The sequence below is a fragment of the Burkholderia sp. Ac-20379 genome (assembly GCF_017104645.1).
GTDB lineage: Bacteria > Pseudomonadota > Gammaproteobacteria > Burkholderiales > Burkholderiaceae > Burkholderia.
Genome location: NZ_JAAGPF010000114.1, coordinates 1 through 21,631, shown reverse-complemented (window position 1 = coordinate 21,631; position 21,631 = coordinate 1). Strand labels below are relative to the sequence as shown.

The window sequence follows — 21,631 nt, the reverse complement described above, 5'->3', positions numbered from 1 at the left end:
TCCCGAACAGGACCGTGAAACGACTCTACGCCGATGATAGTGCGGATTGCCCGTGTGAAAGTAGGTAATCGTCAGGCTTCCTCCTTCAGAACCCCCGCTGCCAAGGCAGTGGGGGTTTTGTCTTTTCTGCGCCGAATTCTCCCTTTTTGAGCTAATTGCGCCTGAACGTAGGCCAAGCAAGATTTGAAATCTCGCGCTACGATCAACCGTTATCGACAGGAGAAACGACGTGAATATCGGTGAAGCCGCACGCGCTTCGGGCGTCAGCGCAAAGATGATTCGGTACTACGAAAGCGTCGGGCTGATCGAACCGGTGCAGCGAACCGATGCCGGCTATCGTACTTACGGCGAGAGCGAGGTTCATCTGCTGAAGTTCATTCGGCAGGCGCGCAGGCTGGGTTTCCTCGTCGACGATGTCCGGAAGCTGCTGGCGCTTTGGCAGGATCGTTCCCGGGCCAGTGCAGAGGTCAAGGCGATCGCTTTGGAGCACGTATCCGAGCTCGACCAACGGATCGCCGAGCTTACGGACATGCGGAATACCCTGTCGAGGCTTGCTGCCCATTGCCACGGAGACAACCGCCCGGATTGCCCGATCCTCGAGCAATTGGCCGATAGCGATTTGCACTGAATTGGTGCAAATAAAGTGTCCCCCAAAACTGACGCGTGCGCACGATTCTCATCTAAATCAAGGGCTTGAGGAAAATTCCCAGGTTGCATTCTGTTTTGGAATGCAACCCATTCGTGCATTTCATTAGCAAGATGGTGCGTTCTCGCTATAATCCGGGTCAACCCTATACGGGATATCCCTGATTCAGTGTCAGCCGGGGGATCTCAAACTTCCTTGGAGAGCATCATGGTTGCGTACATCGTCGAAAAGCTGAGCTACTGGTTTGAGTCTGCAGAACGCGAGCGTCGCGAAGCCTATCTGGCATCGTCGAGCGACATCGTTCAACTCGAGCACCGTATTCGCTCGCTCGAAACGAACGGCTACTCGCTGTAAGCTGAGTTCGACTTCAGCTGCATGCGGTTCGCATGCAAAAATGTAAAAAGCCCCGAATCTGTCGGGGCTTTTGCTTTTGAGATTCGATCCATGTAGCGCGAGGTTGCCGTCCGGCGGTATCGTCTTGAAAATAAAGTCAATCCAACGGGTGGATGGAATGAACAAGATGCTTTCGACGCGCGGTGATCTTGGATCGCCTCGATGGGCCGCTGCGCTACTGATTGCGATGGTTGGCTGGAGCTCTGCCGCGAACGCAAAGCAGCCTGCCAAGCAGGACGAACGGCCCCCGGTCGTGCTCGACACGCAAACGGGTATCCATGATGGACGATCCGGAACGGTGCTGCAGACGGCGCCTCTGAATCGGGCGCCGATTGTCGAGCCTGCACAGATTCGACAGCCGGCCGAACTGCAACAGAACGGCCAGGTGCCGGTTGTCGTTGCCCCATATATTCGCGTGCCCACTACGCCGAGCTATCGCCAATAAGGACATGTCGCGGCCGACTGCTTACGCGCTGCGCAACTCCAGGCCAAATTTGGCACCGCTATCCTGGCCAAGTTTCTCGACGAGATAGGGCAGGGCTTCCCGCATCGATTCAGCAAGCGTGTAGGGTGGGTTCAGAATGAACATCCCGCTGCCGTACAGCCCGAAGCCGTCTGCCGGAGCGTGGCTGACTGTCAGCGTGAGATGCAGCCAGTTGGTCGTTTGCAGACGTTTCAGTTGGTCGGCAAAGCGCTCCGACTCGGGGCGCTTGACCTGCGGATACCACACGGCGTAACAACCGGTGGCGAAGCGCTTCAGCCCTTCCTCGACGCAAGTCAGCGTGCGCGCGTAATCGCGTTTATCCTCGTACGAAGGATCGATGAGTACCAATGCGCGGCGCGGCGGCGGCGGCAGCAAGGCCTTGAGGCCATCGAAGCCATCTGCCGCGTAGATCATCGCGCGCCGGCCTGCGTCACGGAAGTTGTGACGCAATACGTCGATTTCGGTGCTGTGCATCTCGAACAGCCGGATGCGATCCTGCTCGCGCAGCAGGCGCCATGCGAGGTACGGTGAGCCTGGGTAGTAGCGCAGATCGGCAGACTCATTACAGGAACGGATTTCGTCGACGTAGTCCGACAATGCCGCAGGCAGATCGTCGGCATGCCACAACTTGGCAATGCCGGTTTCGTATTCGGCCGTCTTGGCCGCGAACCCTTCATCGAGCGCATAAACGCCCGCCCCCGCGTGCGTGTCGATATACCAATACGATTTGTCTTTCTTGTTCAGGTAATGAAGCAACTGGACGACGACGGCGTGCTTGAGCACATCGGCATGGTTGCCGGCATGGAACGCGTGGCGATAACTGAACATGGCGGGGATGAGGCGAGTAGAGTCAAAAACGGCCGCTCGAATGGCTTGCCGGCGCCACACGGGCACCAGCATCTGCAATTCGCGCGGCCGGCTATTGTACGCGAGAGCGCCTACTGCGCCTGATCGCCGACAATCTCCTCGATGTGCTGCTTCAACTCGGGCGTCAATCGGGCGGCCACCTCGATCGCCTTCATGTTTTCGCCGATCTGTTCGACACGCGAGGCGCCGGTGATGACCGTGCTGACGTTCGGATTCTTCAGAACCCAGGCGATAGCCAACTGCGCCAGCGTGCAACCGAGCTCGTCGGCAACACCAGCCAGCTTCGAAACAACCTGATTCTTGGCCGGATCGGTCAACTGCTCGCGCAGCCAATCGTAGCCTTGAACGGCCGCCCGGCTGCCGGCCGGCACGCCGTCTCGATATTTGCCGGTCAAGAGGCCCGATGCAAGCGGGCTCCACGTCGTGAGGCCCAGGCCGATGTCCTCGTAGAGCCGGCTGTATTCCTGCTCGACGCGGCGGCGGTGCAGCAGATTGTACTGTGGCTGCTCCATGACCGGCTTGTGCAGGTGATGACGCTCGGCGATCTCGTAAGCCGCGCGAATTTCATCCGCACTCCACTCCGACGTGCCCCAATACAGCGCCTTGCCGCGCGCGATCATGTCGCTCATCGCCCAGACCGTCTCCTCGATCGGCGTATTCGGATCGGGGCGGTGACAGAACACGAGATCGACATAGTCGAGCTTCAGCCGGCGCAGGGAGCCGTCGATCGCGTCCATCAGGTATTTGCGATTCAACGTGTGGTACTGGTTCGGCGCTTCGGCCAGACCCCAGAAAAACTTCGTCGACACCACATAGCTGATGCGCGACCAGCCCAGCGATTTCAACGCGTCGCCCATGATTTCCTCGGATTGGCCGCGTGCATACACCTCGGCGTTATCGAAGAAATTGATGCCGGCGTCGCGTGCCGCGGCCAGCGATTCGCGCGCGGCGTGTTGATCGACCTGGTTGCCGTACGTGACCCACGACCCGATCGACAATTCGCTGACTTGCAGCCCGGATCGGCCCAGGCGTCGGTAATTCATCATGGCTCTCCTCCTGTTCGGAACAGCGGCTAGCTTAGCCCGTTTGCCGCCAGCATGCAGGGCGCTTCATGCACAATAGCGGCGCCGCACATGCGCTGACAACCGGCCGAATGGCCAGCTTGTTTTGCCATGTCCGGCCATGATTTCATTGGAACCTACTGGATTTGGGAGACGTCGGCATGGATTCGAAACTGAGCGGCAAGGTTGCCGTGGTCACGGGCGCCGCAAGCGGCATCGGCAAGGAAATCGCACTGGAGCTGGCCAAGGCCGGCGCGGCGGTGGCGATCGCCGACCTGAATCAGGACGGCGCGAACGCCGTGGCCGAGCAGATCAAGGCAGCGGGCGGCAAGGCGATCGGCGTAGCGATGGACGTCACGAACGAAGACGCCGTGAACGCCGGCATCGACAAAGTGGCCGCCGAGTTCGGCACGGTCGACATCCTCGTGTCGAACGCGGGCATCCAGATCGTCAACCCGATCGAAAACTATTCGTTCTCCGATTGGAAGAAGATGCAGGCGATCCATGTGGACGGTGCGTTCCTGACGACCAAGGCCGCGCTCAAGCACATGTACAAGGACGATCGCGGCGGCGTGGTGATCTACATGGGCTCGGTGCACTCGCACGAAGCGTCGCCGCTGAAGTCGGCCTACGTGACGGCCAAGCACGGCCTGCTGGGCCTGGCCCGCGTGCTGGCCAAGGAGGGCGCGAAGCACAACGTGCGTTCGCACGTGGTCTGCCCGGGTTTCGTGCGCACGCCGCTGGTCGACAAGCAGATCCCGGAACAGGCGAAGGAACTGGGCATCAGCGAAGAAGAGGTCATCAAGAAAGTGATGCTCGGCAACACGGTGGACGGCGTGTTCACCACGGTGCAGGACGTTGCGCAGACGGTGGTGTTCCTGTCGGCGTTCCCGAGCGCGGCGCTGACGGGCCAGTCGTTCGTTGTCAGCCACGGCTGGTTCATGCAATAAGCCAGCAAGCGATCGAGCCGCAGCCGCTGCCCGATCGCCTCCGATTTTCGTAGCCAATAAAAAACGCGCTCCATGGAGCGCGTTTCGGGCAGAGCGGGCTGGTGCGATGTTCTCGCGCCAGCCGCACGACTTACTTCAGCACTGCTGCAATCGCGCTGGCGACGGCATCGATATTGCGCGTGTTGAGCGCGGCCACGCAGATCCGGCCGGTGCCGACTGCATAGATGCCGAACTCTTCGCGCAGGCGGTCGACTTGCGCCGACGTCAGGCCCGAGTACGAGAACATGCCGCGCTGGGCATTGATGAAGCTGAAGTCGCGATCCACGCCGCTCGCCTTCAGGCGGTCGACCAGGCCGTTGCGCATTGCGCGGATACGATCGCGCATTTCGCCGAGCTCCTGCACCCACGAGGCGTACAGATCCGGCGAGGTCAGCACGGCTGCAACCAGTGCGCCGCCATGGGTCGGCGGGTTCGAGTAGTTCGTGCGGATCACGCGCTTCAGTTGCGACAGCACGCGCGTGGCTTCGTCCTTGCTCGCGGTGATGATCGACAGCGCGCCGATACGCTCGCCGTAAAGCGAGAACGACTTCGAGAACGACGACGATACGAACACGTTCAGATCGGCCGCAGCGAACAGGCGCACGGCTGCCGAATCGGCTTCGAGGTCTTCGCCGAAGCCTTGATAGGCGATGTCGAGGAACGGCACGAGCTCACGTGCCTTGACCGTTTCGACGACCTTCGCCCATTGCGCTTCGGTCAGATCGACGCCGGTCGGGTTGTGGCAGCACGCATGCAGCACCACGATCGTGCCGGCGGCGTAGCTGTTCAGCGCGCCGAGCATGGCGTCGAAGTTCACGCCGTGGGTGGCGGCGTCGTAGTACGGATAGGCGTCGACCTTGAAACCTGCCGTCTCGAACAGCGCGCGGTGGTTTTCCCAGCTCGGATCGCTGATCGCGACCTTGGCGTTCGGGTTCAGGGTGCGCAGGAAATCCGCGCCGATCTTCAGCGCGCCCGTGCCGCCGATGGCTTGCGCCGTCACGACGCGGCCGGCTGCGATCAGCGGCGAATCGTTGCCGAGCAGCAGCTTCTGAACGGCGGCGTCATACGCGGCGATGCCGTCGATCGGCAGGTAGCCGCGCGGCAGGCCAGCTTCGACGCGTGCCTTTTCCGCGTCGCGTACGGCGCGCAGCAACGGGATCTTGCCTTCCTCGTTGGTGTACACGCCAACGCCGAGGTTCACCTTGGTCGGGCGCGTATCGGCGTTGAAGGCTTCGTTGAGGCCCAGGATCGGGTCGCGGGGGGCGAGTTCGACAGCGGAAAAGAGCGACATGATGATTTCGCAGCAGTAGTAGTGGAATGAAATCGGGGTCCGGTTCCCGCGTGGCGGGCTGCGAGGCGAGGGCGCATGCCCAAGGGCCGTGGCTGCCGGAGCGAATCCCGCCATTGTAGCGAATTGCGCCGCGATTTCGGCCAAAGCCGGGAGGCGGATGCAGGTATGGCAAGGCGGGAATCCTACGCAAAACCGGCGTTGGCCAACCTTGGCGGCAGGCCGTGCCGAGCCTGTCCGCCCGGAATGGCCGCTGCGCCTAACGGTCAGCCCGGGAATGGGCGAAGCGCTAAAATACTCTTTTGCACGCGGCCAGGCCCTCGCCCCATGTCCGAACATTCCCCTGATGTGTACGCCGAGCTCGACGAATCCAAATTCGCGACGTTCGACGGTTCGCCATTCCAGCTCTATCAGCCGTATCCGCCGGCCGGCGATCAGCCCACGGCGATCGCCACGCTCGTCGAGGGCGTGGAGGACGGCCTGTCGTTCCAGACGCTGCTCGGCGTGACCGGCTCCGGCAAGACCTTCACGATGGCAAACACCATCGCGCGGCTCGGCCGCCCGGCCATCGTGTTCGCGCCGAACAAGACGCTCGCCGCGCAGCTTTACGCCGAGTTTCGCGAGTTCTTTCCGCGCAATGCGGTCGAGTATTTCGTTTCGTACTACGACTATTACCAGCCGGAAGCCTATGTGCCGCAGCGCGACCTGTTCATCGAAAAGGACTCGTCGATCAACGAACATATCGAGCAGATGCGGCTGTCGGCCACCAAGAGCCTGATGGAACGGCGCGACGTGGTGATCGTGGCCACGGTATCGGCGATCTACGGTATCGGTAACCCGTCCGAATATCATCAGATGATCCTGACGCTGCGCGCGGGCGACCGGCTCGGCCAGCGCGACGTCATCGCGCGGCTGATCGCGATGCAGTACACGCGCAACGAGCAGGATTTCCAGCGCGGCACGTTCCGCGTGCGCGGCGACACCATCGACATCTTCCCGGCCGAACACGCCGAGATGGCGGTGCGCGTCGAGTTGTTCGACGACGAGGTCGAGACGCTGCAACTGTTCGATCCGCTGACGGGCCGGGTGCGTCAGAAAATTCCCCGTTTCACGGTTTATCCGTCGTCGCACTACGTCACGCCGCGCGACACGGTGATGCGCGCGATCGAGACGATCAAGGAGGAGTTGCGCGAGCGGCTCGAGTTCTTCCATTCGGACAATCGTCTGGTCGAGGCGCAGCGGCTCGAGCAACGCACGCGCTTCGATCTCGAAATGCTGCAGGAGCTGGGCTTCTGCAAGGGCATCGAGAACTACTCGCGGCATTTCTCGGGCGCAGCGGCCGGCGAGCCGCCGCCGACGCTGGTCGACTATCTGCCGTCCGATGCGCTGATGCTGCTCGACGAATCGCACGTGCTGATCGGCCAGTTGAACGGCATGTACAACGGCGACCGCGCGCGCAAGGAAAACCTCGTCAACTACGGTTTCCGCTTGCCGTCGGCGCTCGACAATCGCCCGCTGAAGTTCCCCGAGTTCGAGCGCAAGATGCGTCAGGTCGTGTTCGTGTCGGCCACGCCGGCCGATTACGAGCAGCGCGTGTCGGGCCAGACGGCCGAGCAGGTGGTGCGGCCGACCGGCCTCGTCGATCCCGAGATCGAGGTGCGGCCGGCCACGACCCAGGTGGACGACGTGCTCGCGGAGATCAACGAGCGCGTGAAGGCCGGCGAGCGTGTGTTGATCACCACGCTGACCAAGCGGATGGCCGAGCAACTGACCGAATTCCTGTCCGACCACGGCATCAAGGTGCGCTATCTGCACAGCGACATCGACACGGTCGAACGCGTCGAAATCATCCGCGATCTGCGTCTCGGCACGTTCGACGTGCTGGTGGGGATCAACCTGTTGCGCGAAGGCCTCGATATTCCCGAAGTGTCGCTGGTGGCGATTCTCGACGCCGACAAGGAAGGTTTCCTGCGCGCCGAGCGCTCGCTGATCCAGACGATCGGCCGCGCCGCGCGCAACGTGAACGGCAAGGCGATTCTGTACGGCGACAAGATTACCGATTCGATGCGCCGCGCGATCGACGAAACCGAACGCCGCCGGGCCAAGCAGATTGCCCACAACGAGGCGCTCGGCATCGTGCCGCGCGGCGTGGTGAAGCGGATCAAGGACATCATCGATGGCGTCTACAACGCCGACGAGGCGCGCGCCGAACTGAAGGAAGCGCAGCAGCGCGCGAAGTTCGAGGATATGTCCGAGAAGCAGCTCGCCAAGGAAATCAAGCGTCTCGAAAAGCAGATGACCGACTACGCGAAGAACCTCGAATTCGAGAAGGCCGCGCAAACGCGCGATCAGCTCGCGGTGTTGCGCGAGCGCGTATTCGGGGCCAATGTCGGCGATCGCCTGGAAGGCGCCAGCTGATTGATGTCGACACGGATCCGGCCATGATCGCGGCCGGATCCGTGCCTGTATGCCTGCCATTTCCGCACCGAATCCCGCTTCCGTCGCCCCTTCGAAAATCTTCCGAAATCCTTTCCGCGTCAAAGGCTTGAAATTATTCCCCCTTTGTTTCGCATGCGATTCAATGCTAAACTCGCCAATTATTGAGAATGGTTCGCATTAACGTTCTTGCTTACTCTGTCGCACGGTAGGAGCCGGGCGGCGTTTTTTCATCTGACGATAATAATCAGGAGTCTCAATGTTCGGTTCGTCCATCACCCGTTGTGGGGTCGCCGTCGCGGCGGCATTTTTCGCGATGTCGGCATCGGCCGCCGAGTATCCGATCGGCAAGCAGCAAATCCAGGGTGGCATGGAGGTGGGCACGGTCTACCTGCAACCGATCACGATGGAGCCGGAAGGCATGATGCGCAAGGCATCGGATTCGGACATCCACCTCGAGACCGACATCCACGCGGTGAAGAACAACCCGACCGGTTTCGCCGAAGGCGACTGGATGCCGTACCTGCAGGTCGAATACACGCTGACCAAGCAGGGCGATGCGAAGTGGAAATCGCAGGGCGTGCTGATGGGCATGGTCGCGAACGACGGCCCGCACTACGGCGACAACGTCAAGCTGGCCGGCCCCGGCAAGTATCACCTGTCGCTGACGGTCAAGCCGCCGATGCAGATGGGCCACATGGCGTTCGGCCGTCACGTCGACAAGGAAACGGGCGTGGGCCCGTGGTTCAAGCCGTTCACGCTCGAATACGATTTCCCGTTCGCGGGCATCGGCAAGAAGGGCGGTTACTGATCGGGTTCCACGGCCGGGCGGCATCGTTTCGATGCCGCCTTCTACGAGAAGCGCAATGACATTCCTCAAGATTTTCGCCGCCGCGCTCGCCGGCCTGACTGTCGGCACCGCGGCCCAGGCCGCCGACCTGCCGACCTTCAAGCTCGAGATGGCCGACGGCAAGCTCAATCCGGCCCGCATCGAAGTGCCGGCCGGGCAGCGCATCAAGATCGAAGTCCGCAATTCCGGCAAGGGCGCTGTCGAGTTCGAAAGCGTCCAGCTTCGCAAGGAGAAGGTGCTGGCGCCGGGCGCCGAATCGTTCGTCGTGATCGCGCCGCTGTCGCCGGGCGAGTACAAGTTCTTCGACGATTTTCATCAGCAGGCGCAAGGCGTCATCGTCGCGAAGTAGTTCCGATTTATCGTGCGGCCGCGGACGTCCCGCCGCGGCCGGGACACGGAGGTTCTCGATGGGTCAAATCATCTTCATCGTCTGGCGCGAAAGCGTCGAGGCGCTTTTGGTCGTCGGCATTCTGTATGCGTGGCTGCGCAACGGCGACGCCGAAGCGCGCCGCGGCCTGCCGTATCTGTGGGTCGGCGTGGGCGCTGGCCTGCTGATGGCGCTGGGCCTGGGCGCCGCGCTGGTCGGGTTCACCGAGGTGCTGTCGGGCGACGCGCAGGACTATTTCCAGACCGCCATGGTGCTGGTCGCCTGCGTGCTGATCGTGCAGATGGTCTTCTGGATGAAGAAGCACGGGCGCACGCTCAAGCGCGACATGGAGCAATCGCTGCAGGAAACCACCAAAACCGCCAACTGGTGGGGCGTGGCCGTGCTGGTGGCGCTGGCCATCGCGCGCGAGGGCAGCGAAACGGTGATTTTCCTGTACGGCCTCGGCTTCGGTCAGAGCGGCCAGGTGGGCGGCGCCCAGGTGCTGGCGGTCGCGATCGGCCTGGCGCTCGCGCTGTTCACGTTCTATCTGCTGCAACTGGGCGGCAAGATCTTCTCGTGGCGCCTGTTCTTCCGCGTCACCGAAATCATGCTGCTGTTCCTCGGCGCAGGCCTGTTCGAAGCGGGCATCGACAAGCTGATCGACAAGGAAATCCTGCCGCTCGGCATCTCGCAGCTGTGGGACAGCTCGGCGATCCTCGACGATTCGAGCACGTTCGGCTCGCTGGTCGCGACGCTGACCGGCTATCGCGCGCATCCGTCGCTCACGAACCTGGTGGCCTACGCGCTGTACTGGGCCGTGGTGTATGGGTTGCTGAAGCTCGCGACGCGCCGTCCGGCCGCGGCGGCAGGGCGCGCCGCATGAGCACGCCGGCGAGCGGCCTGCGCTGGAGCAGGTTGACCGAGGCCGGTCACTGGATGCAGCGTCACGGCGCATGGATCCGCGGCATCCAGTGGGTGGTGGTGCTGGTCTATGCGTTCCTGATCCTCGTGCCGGCGTTCACGCCGCTGCCCGACGACACGGCGCACCTGTGGACCAACCTGACGCTCGCGGCGCAGTTCGTGTTCTGGGGCATCTGGTGGCCGTTCGTGCTGCTGTCGATGGTGATGCTGGGCCGCGTCTGGTGCGGCGTGCTGTGCCCGGAGGGTGCGCTCGCCGAATTCGCCAGCAAGTTCGGCCGCGGTCTCGCCATTCCGCGCTGGATGCGCTGGGGCGGCTGGCCGTTCGTCGCGTTCGGCATCACGACCATCTACGGCCAGATGGTCAGCGTCTATCAATATCCGCGCGCCGTGCTGCTGGTGCTCGGCGGCTCGACCTTCGCGGCGATGGTGATCGGCCTGCTGTACGGCCGCGAGAAGCGCGTCTGGTGCAAGTATCTGTGCCCGGTCAACGGTGTGTTCGCGCTGCTCGCGCGGCTTGCGCCGGTGCGTTTCAAGGTCGACGAGGCGGCATGGCGCCGTTCCTATACGGAAGGCGAGCACGGCCATCGCGTGATCCCGATCAACTGTGCGCCGCTGGTGCCGCTGCGCAACATGAAGGGCGCGGCGGCGTGTCATATGTGCGGCCGTTGCAGCGGCCATCGCGACGCCATTGCGCTGACGATGCGATCGCCGTCGGAAGAGGTGGTCGAGCTCGGCGACGCACAGGCCAGCGCCTGGGACACCGCGCTGATCCTGTACGGCCTTCTCGGTATCGCGATCGGTGCGTTTCACTGGTCCGCCAGCCCGTGGTTCGTGACGATCAAGCAATGGCTGGCCGGCTGGCTGATCGACCGCGATATCACCTGGCCGCTCGAAACCAACGCACCGTGGTTCCTGCTCACGCATTACCCCGATCAGAACGACGTGTTCTCCTGGCTCGACGGCGGGCTGGTGGTGTCGTACATCGTCGGCACCGGGCTAATCTACGGCACGGCGCTGCTGATCGTGCTGGCCGGCGCATCGGCGCTGCTCGGCCGCTTCGAGCGCGTGCGTCTGCATCATCTGACGCAGGCGCTGATTCCGCTGGCCGGCGCGGGCGTGTTTCTCGGCCTGTCGGCCACCACGCTGTCGCTGCTGCGCGCCGAGCATCTGCCGCTCGACTGGGCATCCCCGGTGCGGATCGCGATCCTGGTCGGCGCGAACCTCTGGAGCGCGTGGCTCGCCTGGCGCGTGACGGGGCGTTATGCGGCATGGCCGCGCCGGTTCGCCGCCATGGCGGGCTTCGGTCTGGCGCTGGCGATCGTCGACAGCGCCTGGTGGCTGATGTTCTGGGTGTTCTAACCCGTTTCTATTGTTTTCGCGCCCATAAAAAAAGCGACGTGCCCGTCAGGCACGTCGCTTTTTGCTGCTTGGGTATGAGAACCAAAAAAATGGCTTGGCTTGCTGTAACGACTGCTTGAAAAGGGTTGCACGAAGGGGTCTAGATCTCGCGTGCAAATCGTTACGGCTGGCTACTGCCCAACACCTCTCAGGGAGGTGGTCCCCACAATACTCGGTACTTACTTCGTCAGGATCAGCTTGCCCAGACGCGTGGCGCGAAGCTGATAGGTCTCGCCGTTATGCATGATCGAGACGTGCTTGCGGCCTTGCAACAGGGCATCGCTGGACACCGCGCGCTGATTCGGCTCCGGGCTGTCGGTGCTCTCCGACTTCGTGACAGCCGCAACTTTCGTCCGGCCACCGGGCGCCGCGCTGCCGGTGCGGCGCAGGCTGAGTGTGGAAGTTCGCATAAGTTCGGTCATTCGGGCTGTTCAATCAGTGGTGTGTCGATGGAATGAATTCTAAATGATAATTATTCCCATTTACTAGCGATGTTTTTTGATCGATTTGCCTTGATCGATAGTTTTGACGAATGACGGAATTGGGCGCGAAAACAGCCCCAGGAACGGGCCGGAGGCAGCGGAGCAGGCAGAGGGGCCGGCGGCGCGCGAGCGGGCCGCCGGCGGGGCTTCAGTGCAGCGGATCGGGATCGCGGCGGCCCTGGGCGTATTCGCGGATCAGGCGCACGGTGTCGATGTCGGAAGTGCGGTAGGCCTCCTTGACGATGCCCTGGGTTTGGCGGGCATCCTCGGTGTCGGCCGTGTCCGGCAGCGTGGTGGCGTAGGTGAAGCGCAGGAACAGCCCCTGGTCGTCGTGCTCCTCGATCGCCATCGTCAGCGAGCCGCCGATTTCGCCGTTGGCGGCGTGGATGTCGTAGCGGACCTGCCGATTCGGCGTGAACGTGACGCGATCGCGGATCGTCGCCTGGCCGAAATGCAGCTCGCGCTCGAGCGTCGTTTCGGTGCGATCGCGAATGTCGCAGCTATCGAGGCCGATCACGAACAGTTGCGGCTGTTCGGCGCGCAGGACGAGGCCTTCCCAGAGTTGTTCGCGCGTCAGCGTCGGCAACATCGGGTTGTCCGTCGCGTTGATCTGGATCAGGTGTTCAAAATTCAAGGCGGGAGTTTCCTTCGGTCGGCGCGGCAGTGAGCCGCAAGAAGGAATCATTGTGACGGAATTCGGAAGCGCCGTCCGGGGCCGGATCGGCGCGTCTCGGCGGTTCGCGGCTCAGTGCGCGATCGACCCCATGCGGCCGGCCTGGTAATCGGCCACGGCGTCGCGAATTTCCTGCTCGGTATTCATCACGAACGGGCCGTAGCGCACGATCGGTTCGCCGATCGGCTGGCCGCCGAGCAGCAGCACGTCGAGCGGCGTGTCGCCCGCGCCGATCTCGACCGTATCGCCGTCGTCGTCGAACACGATCATCTGTTGCGGGCCGCTGACCTGCCGGCTCGCGCCGTAGCGGCCCGCGCCGCACAGCGGGTAAGCGAACACGCGGAAATCGCACGGCACCGGCACGGCGACCTGCGCACCGGGCTGCAGCGTCAGGTGCAGATAGAGCAGCGGCGTATGCGTGTCGACAGCGGCTTGCACGCCGAACGCCTCGCCCGCGATCACCTTGATGCGTGTCAGGCCGTCTTCGGACGCCACGCTCGGCAGCGCCGACGACGCGACGTCCTGATAGCGCGGCCGGACGTGCTTGTCGCCGCGTTTCAGGTTCACCCAGAGCTGGATGCCGTGCACGCGCCCGCCGGCCGCCGCGAATTCGGGGTCGGGCATTTCGCTGTGAATCAGCCCCGAGCCGGCCGTCATCCATTGCACGTCGCCCGCGCGCAACTCGCCCGTATGGCCGGCGGAATCGCGATGGCGGAAATGGCCATCGAGCACATAGGTGACGGTTTCGAAACCGCGGTGCGGATGATCGGGGGCGCCCTTGGCCGCGCCCGGCGCGTAGTCGACGGGGCCGAGCTCGTCGAGCAGCAGGAACGGGTCGAAATCCGCGAGCAGACGGGTGGGGAACGGGCGATGAACCTGGAAGCCGGCGCCTTCCGTCGCCCGTAACGACGGATAGACGCGCAGGATCGAGCGCGATACGGGCATCGGATATTTTCCTTACGAGCGTTTGAGTGAAGTCAAAGGCTATTATATGGATCGGCCTGCGGTTGAATTCCGCGCGATCCGCAATGGATCGTTCTGCCATTGGAACGATGAAATGAATATCGATGCACACAATCTGAACGACCTGATGTATTTCTCGCAGGTCGTCGAGCATGGCGGGTTTTCGGCTGCCGAACGCGTCCTGGGGATTTCGAAGTCGCGCCTGTCGCGCCGGCTCACCGAGCTGGAGGCGACGCTCGGCGTGCGCCTGTTGCAGCGCTCGACGCGCAAGCTGGCACTGACCGAGGCCGGGCAACTGTTCTACCAGCATTGCCAGGCGATGCTGGCCGAGGCGCAGGCGGCGATGAACGCGGTGCAGCAGTTGCGGGCCTCGCCGCGCGGCACGGTGCGCGTCAGCGTGCCGGTCACGCTGTCGCAAACCATGATGTCGCGGCTGCTGCCCGAATTCCTGCATCGCTATCCGGAAGTGCGCGTGCAGGTGCGCGTGACCAATCAGGTGATCGATCTGTTCGAGGATTCGATCGACATCGCGTTGCGGGTGCGCTCCGAGCCGCCGGAGAACGCCAACATCGTCGTGCGGCCGCTGTGGCGCACCGAGCAGATGCTGGTGGGTTCGCCGAGCCTGCTGAGCCAGAATGCGCCGCCGCTCGAGCCGGGCGATCTGTCGCGCTTCGAGACGCTCGATACGCCCTCGGGCGATGGCCGTCACACGTTCAACCTGATTGCGCCGGACGGCACGCGGCATGTGCACGAGCACGAGCCGCGTCTCGTCACGGCGGATCTGATGACGATTCGCGAAGCGGTGCTCGACGGGGTCGGTATCGCGGCGCTGCCGGAGATGATGTACGGCAATGCGCTGCGCGCCGGGCAACTGTCGCCGGTGATGCCGGGCTGGACGCTGCCGGTGCCGCGGCTCTACGCGGTGTTCGTGTCGCGGCAGGGGATGCCGCCAGCGGTGCGCTCGTTCGTCGATTTTCTGGTCGAGAAGCTCGACAACGACTACCGCGAGCCGCAGTGCCCCGAGCGCGAGAAGCAGCAGCAGGCGGAACGGGCCGCCGCGGCCGCATGAGTGCGGATCGCTTTTGTCATTGAAGCGCCGCCTGTCATCGCGAGATTCAATCGGGGCTGGCTTGAATGCCCCCGCAGCGCGGCCTATATTGAAATCCCACTTCGCAAAGGGATGTTCCGAGCGAATCCGGTGGCTGCATATATTGCAAGCCAGATAGGGCAGAACGCGCAAGTCCGTGCAGACCACGGCGTGTCGCATTGCGTTGCTCCAGGCGCCTGACGCCGCCGAAGAGCCCGCCGCCCGAAGGCGCCCGCGTGCGCAATAAAAAAGGCCTTCATCGTTCGATGAAGGCCTTTTCCTTTGGTGGTGCGAGCAGCGGAATTGCTTCGGACTGCTCGCGAACCGTACGCGCTTATTTCTTCGCTTCGGTCACGAAGCCGAGCTTGGTCAGGCCGCCGGCCTGCGCCGCCGACATGACTTCCGCAACGTTCTCGTAGGCGATCTTGTGATCGGCGCGGATATGGAGCTCCGGCTGCGGCTCGATCTTCGCGGCTTCGGCGATCTTCGCGTCGAGCTCGGCCTTGCTGACCGCTTGATCGTTCCACATGACCGTGCCGTCGGCCTGGATCGCGAGATCGATGGTCTTCGGCTTTTCTTCGACCTTCTGGCTGCTTGCGTGCGGCAGATCGATCTTGACCGCGTGATGGATCGCCGGAAGCGTGACGAGGAAGATGATCAGCAGCACGAGCATGACGTCGACGAGCGGCGTCATGTTGATCTCGTTCATCAGGCCATCGTCGTCATCGTCGCCGAACGAGGTATTCATTGCCATGGTGGGCCTCCGCTCAGTTCGCGCGGGTGGTGGCGAGACGGATCGCGTCGCGCTTCTTGGCCGAGGCGAGGCTCGAACCCGTCACGAAGTAGGCGTGCAGGCCGTGCGCGAAGCGACGCAGCTTGGTCACCACGCCCTTGTTCGCACGCGTCAGCGCGTTGTAGCCGAGCACCGCCGGAATCGCGACGAACAGGCCGAACGCCGTCATGATCAGCGATTCGCCCACCGGGCCGGCGACTTGATCGATCGAGGTCTGGCCGGTGGCGCCGATCACGAGCAGCGCGTGATAGATGCCCCACACCGTGCCGAACAGGCCGACGAACGGCGCCGTGCTGCCGATCGAGGCCAGAACCGCGAGGCCGCTTTGCAGGCGTGCGACGCCGTCGTCCATCGTGTCCTTCAGGCAGCGCGTGACCCAATCCGACACGTCCATGCGGTCGTGCAGGTGCGGTTGCGTTTGCTGATGGTGTTCGGCCGCTTCCTGGCCGGCGAGCGCCAGCGCGAGGAACGGGTTGTCCTGCGTGGAGGCCGACGCGTCGCGCAGCTTCTGCACGCCCTTGTCGAATTCGTCGGAGTGCCAGAACGACTGCTCGGCGTTCTTGGTCAGGCGGCCGAGCCGCACCACGTTCCAGCTCTTGACGATGATCACGAGCCACGAGAGGACCGACATGATCAGCAGCGCGATCGCGATGGCGCGCGTCACGAAATCACCTTGCGCCCAGACGTGCGCGATACCGTAGCTTTGCATTTCCTTTCCTTTGTTTGAATCCGGTGTATCTGAATCGGGTTGCGATCGAACGAACGATCAATCGTCGAGCGTGAAATTGAACGGGACCGTGTAGCTGGCCCGCATCGCCTGGCCGTCCTGCTTGTACGGCTTGCAGGTCGAGGCGCGGGCGGCGTCGAGCGCGGCGTCGTCGAGGCGCTGGAAGCCGCTGCTCTTGGCGAGCGAGACGCTGCCGATCTGCCCGCCGATGTCGGTCACGAAGCGAACCATCGCCGTGCCGGTTTCGCCGCGGCGCTTGGACAGCGTCGGGTAATCGGGCTTGACGATCTGGCACGACACCGAGGCGCCACCCTTCGGCGCCGCGATTTCGAGCGTCGGACGCGGCGCGGGCGGGGCCGGCGGCGTGGGCGGTGCGGCCGGCGTCGGCGGCGCGGGTGTGGGCGTGGGCGCTTCGATCGCGTGCGTGGACGGCGCCTGCGCGACGGGCAGCGGCGTGGGCGTCGGCTTGACGACCGGGCGCGGCTTCGGCGTGGGCTTGGGTACGGGTTTCGGCGGTGTCGGCGTGGGCTTGGATTCGACCGCGACGGGCTTCGGAGCGGGCTCCGAAATCAGTTGTACCGTCATCGCGGATTCGATCTTAGGCTTGGGCAGATCCTTGTCGGGCATCAGTAGCGCGCCGGCAATCAGTGCCGCATGCGCGAGCACCACGATGACGGCTGCGCTGACGACACGGCGATTGAAACGAGGCGCGACCGAAACGGCGCTGGTCGGGAAGGAAGTCGAGGCCTGCATGTCTGCCAGTCTAGGCGGCGGTGCACTGGGCACCGGCCGCGGAGTAACGCATCACTTGCGGAAGATCAGCAACGAAATGCACAGGGTGGTTACGAATCCGATCAGCAATTCCATCACAGCTCCTTGGCGAATGGCCGCTGGCTAGCGATTTGCAGGCTCGCTGACGGATGGTCATACGAAAAGCGCGGCCGTGAGCCGCACGGGAAACGTCGCTGCCGTTCAGGCCGCCTTGCGTTCGTAGAACGTGATGGGCGCCGGTTGCGTGTGCGACGGAACGCCGCAATGGCTTTCGCAGATGCCGTGTTCGGCCATCAGCTCGCGCACCGACTCTTCGCACTTGCCGCAGCAGGAGGCGACGCCGAGCTCGAACTGCAGCTCGTCGAACGAATCGACGCCTTCCGCGAGAGAGGCGCGGATCTTTCGGTCGGACACGGACTTGCACACGCAGACGATCATGATGAACGCGGTAGCTAACGTTAATGCGAATTATTATCATTATATTTGACGGCCTTGGCAAGCCCGGCCCCGGCTTTTTTGTAACTAATCCATATGGTTAACAGGGGTATGGGAAAAAATGACCGTGCCCCCAAGCAGACGGGCGGCGCCCGATTGCGGGCTCAGGCGGAGAGGGCCGGAACGGCGAGGTCGGCGCAGCGCGGCGATGGGATCGCGACCGTTTCGGCGGCGGCTTCGAGGCCGAGCAGGGCGGCGGCGAGCGCCTGGAGGCGGTGGCCGTCGTCGGTGGAATACAGGCGTGGCGCCTGAGCCACGGTGCCGGCCGGCGCGCGCAGGCCGCGCTCGTCGAGGATGCGTGCGAGCTGGCGGGCGATGGCCGCGCTCGTATCGATGAGCGTCAGGCGATCGTGCGTCAGTTCGCGGATCGTCTGGTCGAGAAACGGGTAGTGGGTGCAGCCGAGCACCAGCGTGTCGGCGCCGGCCGCCAGCATCGGTTCGAGATAGCCGGCCAGCAGCGCGCGCAGTTCGGGCGAGCCGGTGTCGCCGCGCTCGATCGCCTCGACGAGCCCGTGGCCCGGCTGGCGCAGGAAGCGGCAATCGGCGGCGTAGCGTTCGATCAGCGACGCGAAGCGGGCGCTGCGCAGCGTGGCCGCGGTGGCGAGCACGCCGGCGACACGGCTGGCCGAGGCCAGCGTGGCCGGCTTGATGCCCGGCTCGACGCCCACCAGCGGAATCGACAGCGTGTCGCGCACCACCGCGATCGATTGCGCCGTGGCGGTGTTGCAGGCCACGACCAGCGCCTTGGTGCCGCGCGCGGCCAGCCACTCGCCGATGGCGAGCGTGCGTTCGACGATGAAGGCGTCGTCGCGCTCGCCATAAGGTGCGTGGCGTGAATCGGCGACGTAGATGAACGATTCGTCCGGCAGCAGCGCGCGCACGGCGCGCAGTACCGAGAGGCCGCCCAGCCCGGAATCGAACACGCCGACCGGAGCGGCGGTGGAAGATGCTGACGCGAGGTCGGGGCTGGGCATGGCGGGGTGAAGCGGCGGATGGCGATCCGCCATATTACGACGGCGTGCTTACGCCGGCGAGCCCATCATGGATTGCTGGTAGTTCTGGATGCCGATCTTGCCGACCAGGTCGATCTGCGTTTCCAGCCAGTCGATGTGCTCTTCGGTGTCGTCGAGGATCTTCTGGAACAGTTCGCGCGAAACGTAATCGCGAACCGATTCGCAGTAGGCGATCGCGTCCTTGCAGGTGCCTTGCGAGATGTACTCGAGCTTCAGGTCGCACTGGAGGATCTCTTCCGTTTCCTCGCCGACCAGCAGCTTGTGCAGATCTTGCAGGTTCGGCAGGCCGTCGAGCATGAAAATGCGTTCGATTAGCCAGTCGGCGTGCTTCATCTCGCCGATCGACTCGTCGTATTCGTGCTTGCCGAGCTTCTCGAGACCCCAGTGGCGATACATGCGCGCATGCAGGAAATACTGGTTGATCGCGGTCAGTTCGTTCTTCAACTGTGCGTTGAGAAACTCGATAACTTTCTTGTCGCCTTGCATGGCCAATTCCTTCCTGTAACGTGGGATTCTGGACACGAAAGATAAACGCTCGAACCGCGATTGCCAAGCGCTAAATCACTGAAAATTCGAATATTTCGGCTTAATGAGAATGATTAAGAATCAAAAAGGCCGGGTTGAAACCCGGCCTGAAAATCATTCTCAATCAGCGTCGTTTTATGCCGTCGCGACCGGGATTTTTCCGATCTTCGCCTGCCATTCCTTCGGGCCGGTCTGGTGCACCGAAGTGCCGCTCGAATCGACCGCCACCGTCACCGGCATGTCGACCACGTCGAACTCGTAGATCGCTTCCATGCCGAGATCCTCGAACGCCACCACTTCGGCGTGACGGATCGCCTTCGACACCAGGTAGGCGGCGCCGCCGACGGCCATCAGGTAGGCGGCCTTGTGCTTCTTGATCGCCTCGATCGCCACCGGGCCGCGCTCGGCCTTGCCGACCATCGAGATCAGGCCCGTCTGCGCCAGCATCATGTCGGTGAACTTGTCCATGCGGGTGGCCGTGGTCGGGCCTGCCGGGCCGACTGCCTCGTCGCGCACCGGATCGACCGGGCCGACGTAATAGATCACGCGGTTCGTGAAATCGACCGGCAGCGGCTCGCCCTTGGCGATCATGTCGGCGATGCGCTTGTGCGCCGCGTCGCGGCCCGTCAGCATCTTGCCCGACAGCAGCAGCGTCTGGCCCGGCGTCCAGCCGGCCACTTCTTCCGGCGTCAGCGTGTTCAGATCGACGCGCTTGCTGGTTTCCGTGTTCGGTTCCCAATTGACCTTCGGCCAGGCGTCGAGCGACGGCGGATCGAGGCGGGCGACGCCCGAGCCGTCGAGCGTGAAGTGCGCATGACGCGTAGCCGCGCAGTTCGGGATCATCGCGACCGGCTTCGAGGCCGCGTGGGTCGGGGCCGACAGGATCTTGACGTCGAGCACGGTGGCCAGGCCGCCCAGGCCCTGCGCGCCGATCCCGAGCGCATTGACCTTCTCGTACAGCTCGACGCGCAGTTCTTCCGCCCAGTCCTTCGGGCCGCGCTTGATCAGGTCGTGGATGTCGATCGACTCCATCAGCGATTCCTTGGCCATCAGCATCGCCTTCTCGGCGGTGCCGCCGATGCCGATCCCGAGCATGCCCGGCGGGCACCAGCCGGCGCCCATCGTCGGCACGGTCTTGAGCACCCAGTCGACGATCGAGTCGGACGGGTTCAGCATCACGAACTTGGACTTGTTCTCCGAGCCGCCGCCCTTGGCCGCGACCTGCACGTCCACCTTGTCGCCCGGCACGATCTCGTAGTGGATCACGGCCGGCGTGTTGTCCTTGGTGTTCTTGCGGGCGCCTTCCGGCGGGCTGACGATCGAGGCGCGCAGCACGTTGTCGGGGTGCGTGTAACCGCGGCGCACGCCTTCGTTGATCATGTCGGTGACGCCCATGGTGGCGCCTTCCCAGCGCACGTCCATGCCGACCTTGACGAAGATCGTCACGATGCCGGTGTCCTGGCAGATCGGGCGGCGGCCTTCGGCGCACATGCGGCTGTTGGTGAGGATCTGCGCGATCGCGTCCTTGGCGGCCGGGCTTTGCTCGGCCTCGTACGCGCGGCCGAGGGCCTCGATGTAGTCGAGCGGATGGTAGTAGCTGATGTACTGGAGCGAATCCGCGACGCTCTGGATCAGATCTTCCTGCTTGATGACGGTCATGGCTGTGACTCAGTGGGGACTATTGTGATGAAACGGGTGCGGCCGGTCTGATGCCGGCTCACGGCCGGGTGTTACGCCGGCTCGCGAGACGCGTGCGGCGCCTCGTCGAAATGCTTGGGATGCGTTTGGGTGGTCAATCGGTCGATCCAGGCCATCACGAGCGCGGAGACGAGGAACGACAGGTGGATCAGCACCTGCCACATCACGGCGCGCTCGGAATGCGTGTCGGGATCGATGAAGGTTTTCAGCAGATGAATCGAGGAGATGCTGATCAGCGCCATCGACAGCTTGACCTTCAGCACGCCCGCGTTCACGTGGTCGAGCCATTCGGGCTCGTCCGGGTGGCCTTCCACGCCGAGCTTCGAGACGAAGGTTTCGTAGCCGCCGACGATCACCATGATCAGCAGGTTCGAGATCATCACCACGTCGATCAGGCCGAGCACGGCCAGCATCACGTTGGTTTCGTCGAGCGAGGCGGCGTGCGAGAGCAGGTGCCAGACTTCCTTGAGGAACAGGTAGACGTAGATGGCCTGCGCCACGATCAGGCCCAGATAGAGCGGCACCTGCAGCCAGCGGCTCATGAAAATGAGGGCCGGGAGCGGCTTCATGCGGCGTGCGGCGGGCGGGACGGGCTGGCGTGCGGACATGGTCAGGCGGCCTGGAGTCGCGGGTATCGTGGGTGGATTCTGAAAAACGGCGCGCTATTGTAACGCGCACGTCGCGGGTGCGGCGCCGAGCCGCAG

Annotated in this window: 24 protein-coding genes; 10 read left to right on the top strand and 14 right to left on the bottom strand. The window is 63.6% G+C overall.

Annotated elements, in window-relative coordinates; translation table 11 throughout:
• The first annotated feature begins 229 nt into the window (after positions 1-229).
• The 3 genes from cueR (at position 230) to G3N92_RS16490 (ending at position 1,484) form a co-directional block, all read left to right on the top strand.
• Positions 230-628, top strand: coding sequence for a Cu(I)-responsive transcriptional regulator (cueR, locus tag G3N92_RS16500; protein WP_206128604.1), 399 nt, complete (start codon positions 230-232; stop codon positions 626-628).
• Between the two features lie 225 nt (positions 629-853).
• Positions 854-1,000 (top strand): DUF3563 family protein, encoded by a 147-nt coding sequence (locus tag G3N92_RS16495; RefSeq protein ID WP_206128603.1) that lies wholly within the window; start codon positions 854-856, stop codon positions 998-1,000.
• Between the two features lie 157 nt (positions 1,001-1,157).
• Complete coding sequence (locus G3N92_RS16490; protein WP_241014826.1) at positions 1,158-1,484, top strand: hypothetical protein; 327 nt, start codon at positions 1,158-1,160, stop codon at positions 1,482-1,484.
• Positions 1,485-1,505: 21 nt separating this feature from the next.
• On the opposite strand, the gene rlmJ is transcribed toward G3N92_RS16490, so the two are convergent.
• Positions 1,506-2,351 carry a 23S rRNA (adenine(2030)-N(6))-methyltransferase RlmJ gene (gene rlmJ, locus G3N92_RS16485; RefSeq protein WP_206128606.1) on the bottom strand — a complete coding sequence of 282 codons (846 nt, stop codon included), beginning with the start codon at positions 2,349-2,351 and terminating at the stop codon, positions 1,506-1,508.
• A 110-nt stretch (positions 2,352-2,461) separates the two neighbouring features.
• Entirely contained in the window at positions 2,462-3,433 is a 972-nt protein-coding gene (locus G3N92_RS16480; protein WP_206128605.1) for an aldo/keto reductase, read from the bottom strand.
• A gap of 179 nt (positions 3,434-3,612) precedes the next feature.
• Here G3N92_RS16480 and G3N92_RS16475 point away from each other — a divergent pair, with 179 nt between their 5' ends.
• On the top strand, positions 3,613-4,401 hold the full coding sequence (locus tag G3N92_RS16475) for a 3-hydroxybutyrate dehydrogenase (RefSeq protein WP_206128602.1): 789 nt from the start codon (positions 3,613-3,615) through the stop codon (positions 4,399-4,401).
• Positions 4,402-4,531: 130 nt separating this feature from the next.
• On the opposite strand, the gene G3N92_RS16470 is transcribed toward G3N92_RS16475, so the two are convergent.
• Positions 4,532-5,731, bottom strand: a complete 1,200-nt coding sequence (locus G3N92_RS16470) for an amino acid aminotransferase (RefSeq protein WP_206128601.1) — start codon at positions 5,729-5,731, stop codon at positions 4,532-4,534.
• A 324-nt stretch (positions 5,732-6,055) separates the two neighbouring features.
• On the opposite strand from G3N92_RS16470, the gene uvrB reads away from it, so the two are divergent.
• The 5 genes from uvrB to G3N92_RS16445 all read left to right on the top strand — a co-directional run bounded on the left by uvrB (position 6,056) and on the right by G3N92_RS16445 (position 11,661).
• Positions 6,056-8,146, top strand: coding sequence for an excinuclease ABC subunit UvrB (gene uvrB, locus G3N92_RS16465; protein WP_206128600.1), 2,091 nt, complete (start codon positions 6,056-6,058; stop codon positions 8,144-8,146).
• A gap of 277 nt (positions 8,147-8,423) precedes the next feature.
• A complete protein-coding gene (locus tag G3N92_RS16460; protein ID WP_206128599.1) occupies positions 8,424-8,975 on the top strand; it encodes an iron transporter in 552 nt (183 codons plus the stop codon).
• Positions 8,976-9,030: 55 nt separating this feature from the next.
• Complete coding sequence (locus G3N92_RS16455) at positions 9,031-9,363, top strand: cupredoxin domain-containing protein (protein ID WP_206128598.1); 333 nt, start codon at positions 9,031-9,033, stop codon at positions 9,361-9,363.
• Positions 9,364-9,421: 58 nt separating this feature from the next.
• The gene (locus G3N92_RS16450; RefSeq protein ID WP_206128597.1) at positions 9,422-10,264 is read left to right on the top strand and encodes an FTR1 family protein; all 843 of its coding nucleotides are present in this window, start codon (positions 9,422-9,424) and stop codon (positions 10,262-10,264) included.
• Positions 10,261-11,661: a 4Fe-4S binding protein gene (locus G3N92_RS16445; RefSeq protein WP_206128596.1), complete on the top strand. Its 1,401-nt coding sequence runs from the start codon at positions 10,261-10,263 to the stop codon at positions 11,659-11,661. The genes G3N92_RS16450 and G3N92_RS16445 overlap by 4 nt, the downstream gene beginning before the upstream one ends.
• Before the next feature lie 218 nt (positions 11,662-11,879).
• Here the strand turns inward: G3N92_RS16445 and G3N92_RS16440 are convergent, their stop codons facing one another.
• From G3N92_RS16440 to G3N92_RS16430, 3 genes are all read right to left on the bottom strand, one after another.
• Entirely contained in the window at positions 11,880-12,122 is a 243-nt protein-coding gene (locus G3N92_RS16440; RefSeq protein ID WP_206128595.1) for a hemin uptake protein HemP, read from the bottom strand.
• A 208-nt stretch (positions 12,123-12,330) separates the two neighbouring features.
• On the bottom strand, positions 12,331-12,816 hold the full coding sequence (locus G3N92_RS16435; protein ID WP_206128594.1) for an SRPBCC family protein: 486 nt from the start codon (positions 12,814-12,816) through the stop codon (positions 12,331-12,333).
• Positions 12,817-12,927: 111 nt separating this feature from the next.
• Positions 12,928-13,800, bottom strand: a complete 873-nt coding sequence (locus G3N92_RS16430) for a pirin family protein (protein WP_206128593.1) — start codon at positions 13,798-13,800, stop codon at positions 12,928-12,930.
• A gap of 112 nt (positions 13,801-13,912) precedes the next feature.
• Between G3N92_RS16430 and G3N92_RS16425 the strand changes: the two genes are divergently transcribed.
• Positions 13,913-14,887: a LysR family transcriptional regulator gene (locus tag G3N92_RS16425; protein ID WP_206128592.1), complete on the top strand. Its 975-nt coding sequence runs from the start codon at positions 13,913-13,915 to the stop codon at positions 14,885-14,887.
• A gap of 352 nt (positions 14,888-15,239) precedes the next feature.
• Here G3N92_RS16425 and G3N92_RS16420 read toward each other — a convergent pair whose 3' ends face one another.
• The 8 genes from G3N92_RS16420 to G3N92_RS16385 form a co-directional block, all read right to left on the bottom strand.
• The gene (locus G3N92_RS16420) at positions 15,240-15,659 is read right to left on the bottom strand and encodes a biopolymer transporter ExbD (protein ID WP_206128591.1); all 420 of its coding nucleotides are present in this window, start codon (positions 15,657-15,659) and stop codon (positions 15,240-15,242) included.
• Between the two features lie 13 nt (positions 15,660-15,672).
• On the bottom strand, positions 15,673-16,407 hold the full coding sequence (locus G3N92_RS16415) for a MotA/TolQ/ExbB proton channel family protein (RefSeq protein WP_206128590.1): 735 nt from the start codon (positions 16,405-16,407) through the stop codon (positions 15,673-15,675).
• Between the two features lie 57 nt (positions 16,408-16,464).
• Positions 16,465-17,178 carry an energy transducer TonB gene (locus G3N92_RS16410; protein WP_206128589.1) on the bottom strand — a complete coding sequence of 238 codons (714 nt, stop codon included), beginning with the start codon at positions 17,176-17,178 and terminating at the stop codon, positions 16,465-16,467.
• A gap of 219 nt (positions 17,179-17,397) precedes the next feature.
• Positions 17,398-17,634 carry a (2Fe-2S)-binding protein gene (locus tag G3N92_RS16405; RefSeq protein ID WP_206128588.1) on the bottom strand — a complete coding sequence of 79 codons (237 nt, stop codon included), beginning with the start codon at positions 17,632-17,634 and terminating at the stop codon, positions 17,398-17,400.
• Positions 17,635-17,795: 161 nt separating this feature from the next.
• On the bottom strand, positions 17,796-18,665 hold the full coding sequence (murI, locus tag G3N92_RS16400; protein ID WP_206128587.1) for a glutamate racemase: 870 nt from the start codon (positions 18,663-18,665) through the stop codon (positions 17,796-17,798).
• A 48-nt stretch (positions 18,666-18,713) separates the two neighbouring features.
• Positions 18,714-19,190, bottom strand: a complete 477-nt coding sequence (gene bfr / locus G3N92_RS16395; protein WP_206128586.1) for a bacterioferritin — start codon at positions 19,188-19,190, stop codon at positions 18,714-18,716.
• Positions 19,191-19,364: 174 nt separating this feature from the next.
• Positions 19,365-20,888: a fumarate hydratase gene (locus G3N92_RS16390; RefSeq protein WP_206128585.1), complete on the bottom strand. Its 1,524-nt coding sequence runs from the start codon at positions 20,886-20,888 to the stop codon at positions 19,365-19,367.
• A gap of 71 nt (positions 20,889-20,959) precedes the next feature.
• Complete coding sequence (locus G3N92_RS16385) at positions 20,960-21,535, bottom strand: TIGR00645 family protein (protein ID WP_206128584.1); 576 nt, start codon at positions 21,533-21,535, stop codon at positions 20,960-20,962.
• Positions 21,536-21,631 lie beyond the last annotated feature (96 nt).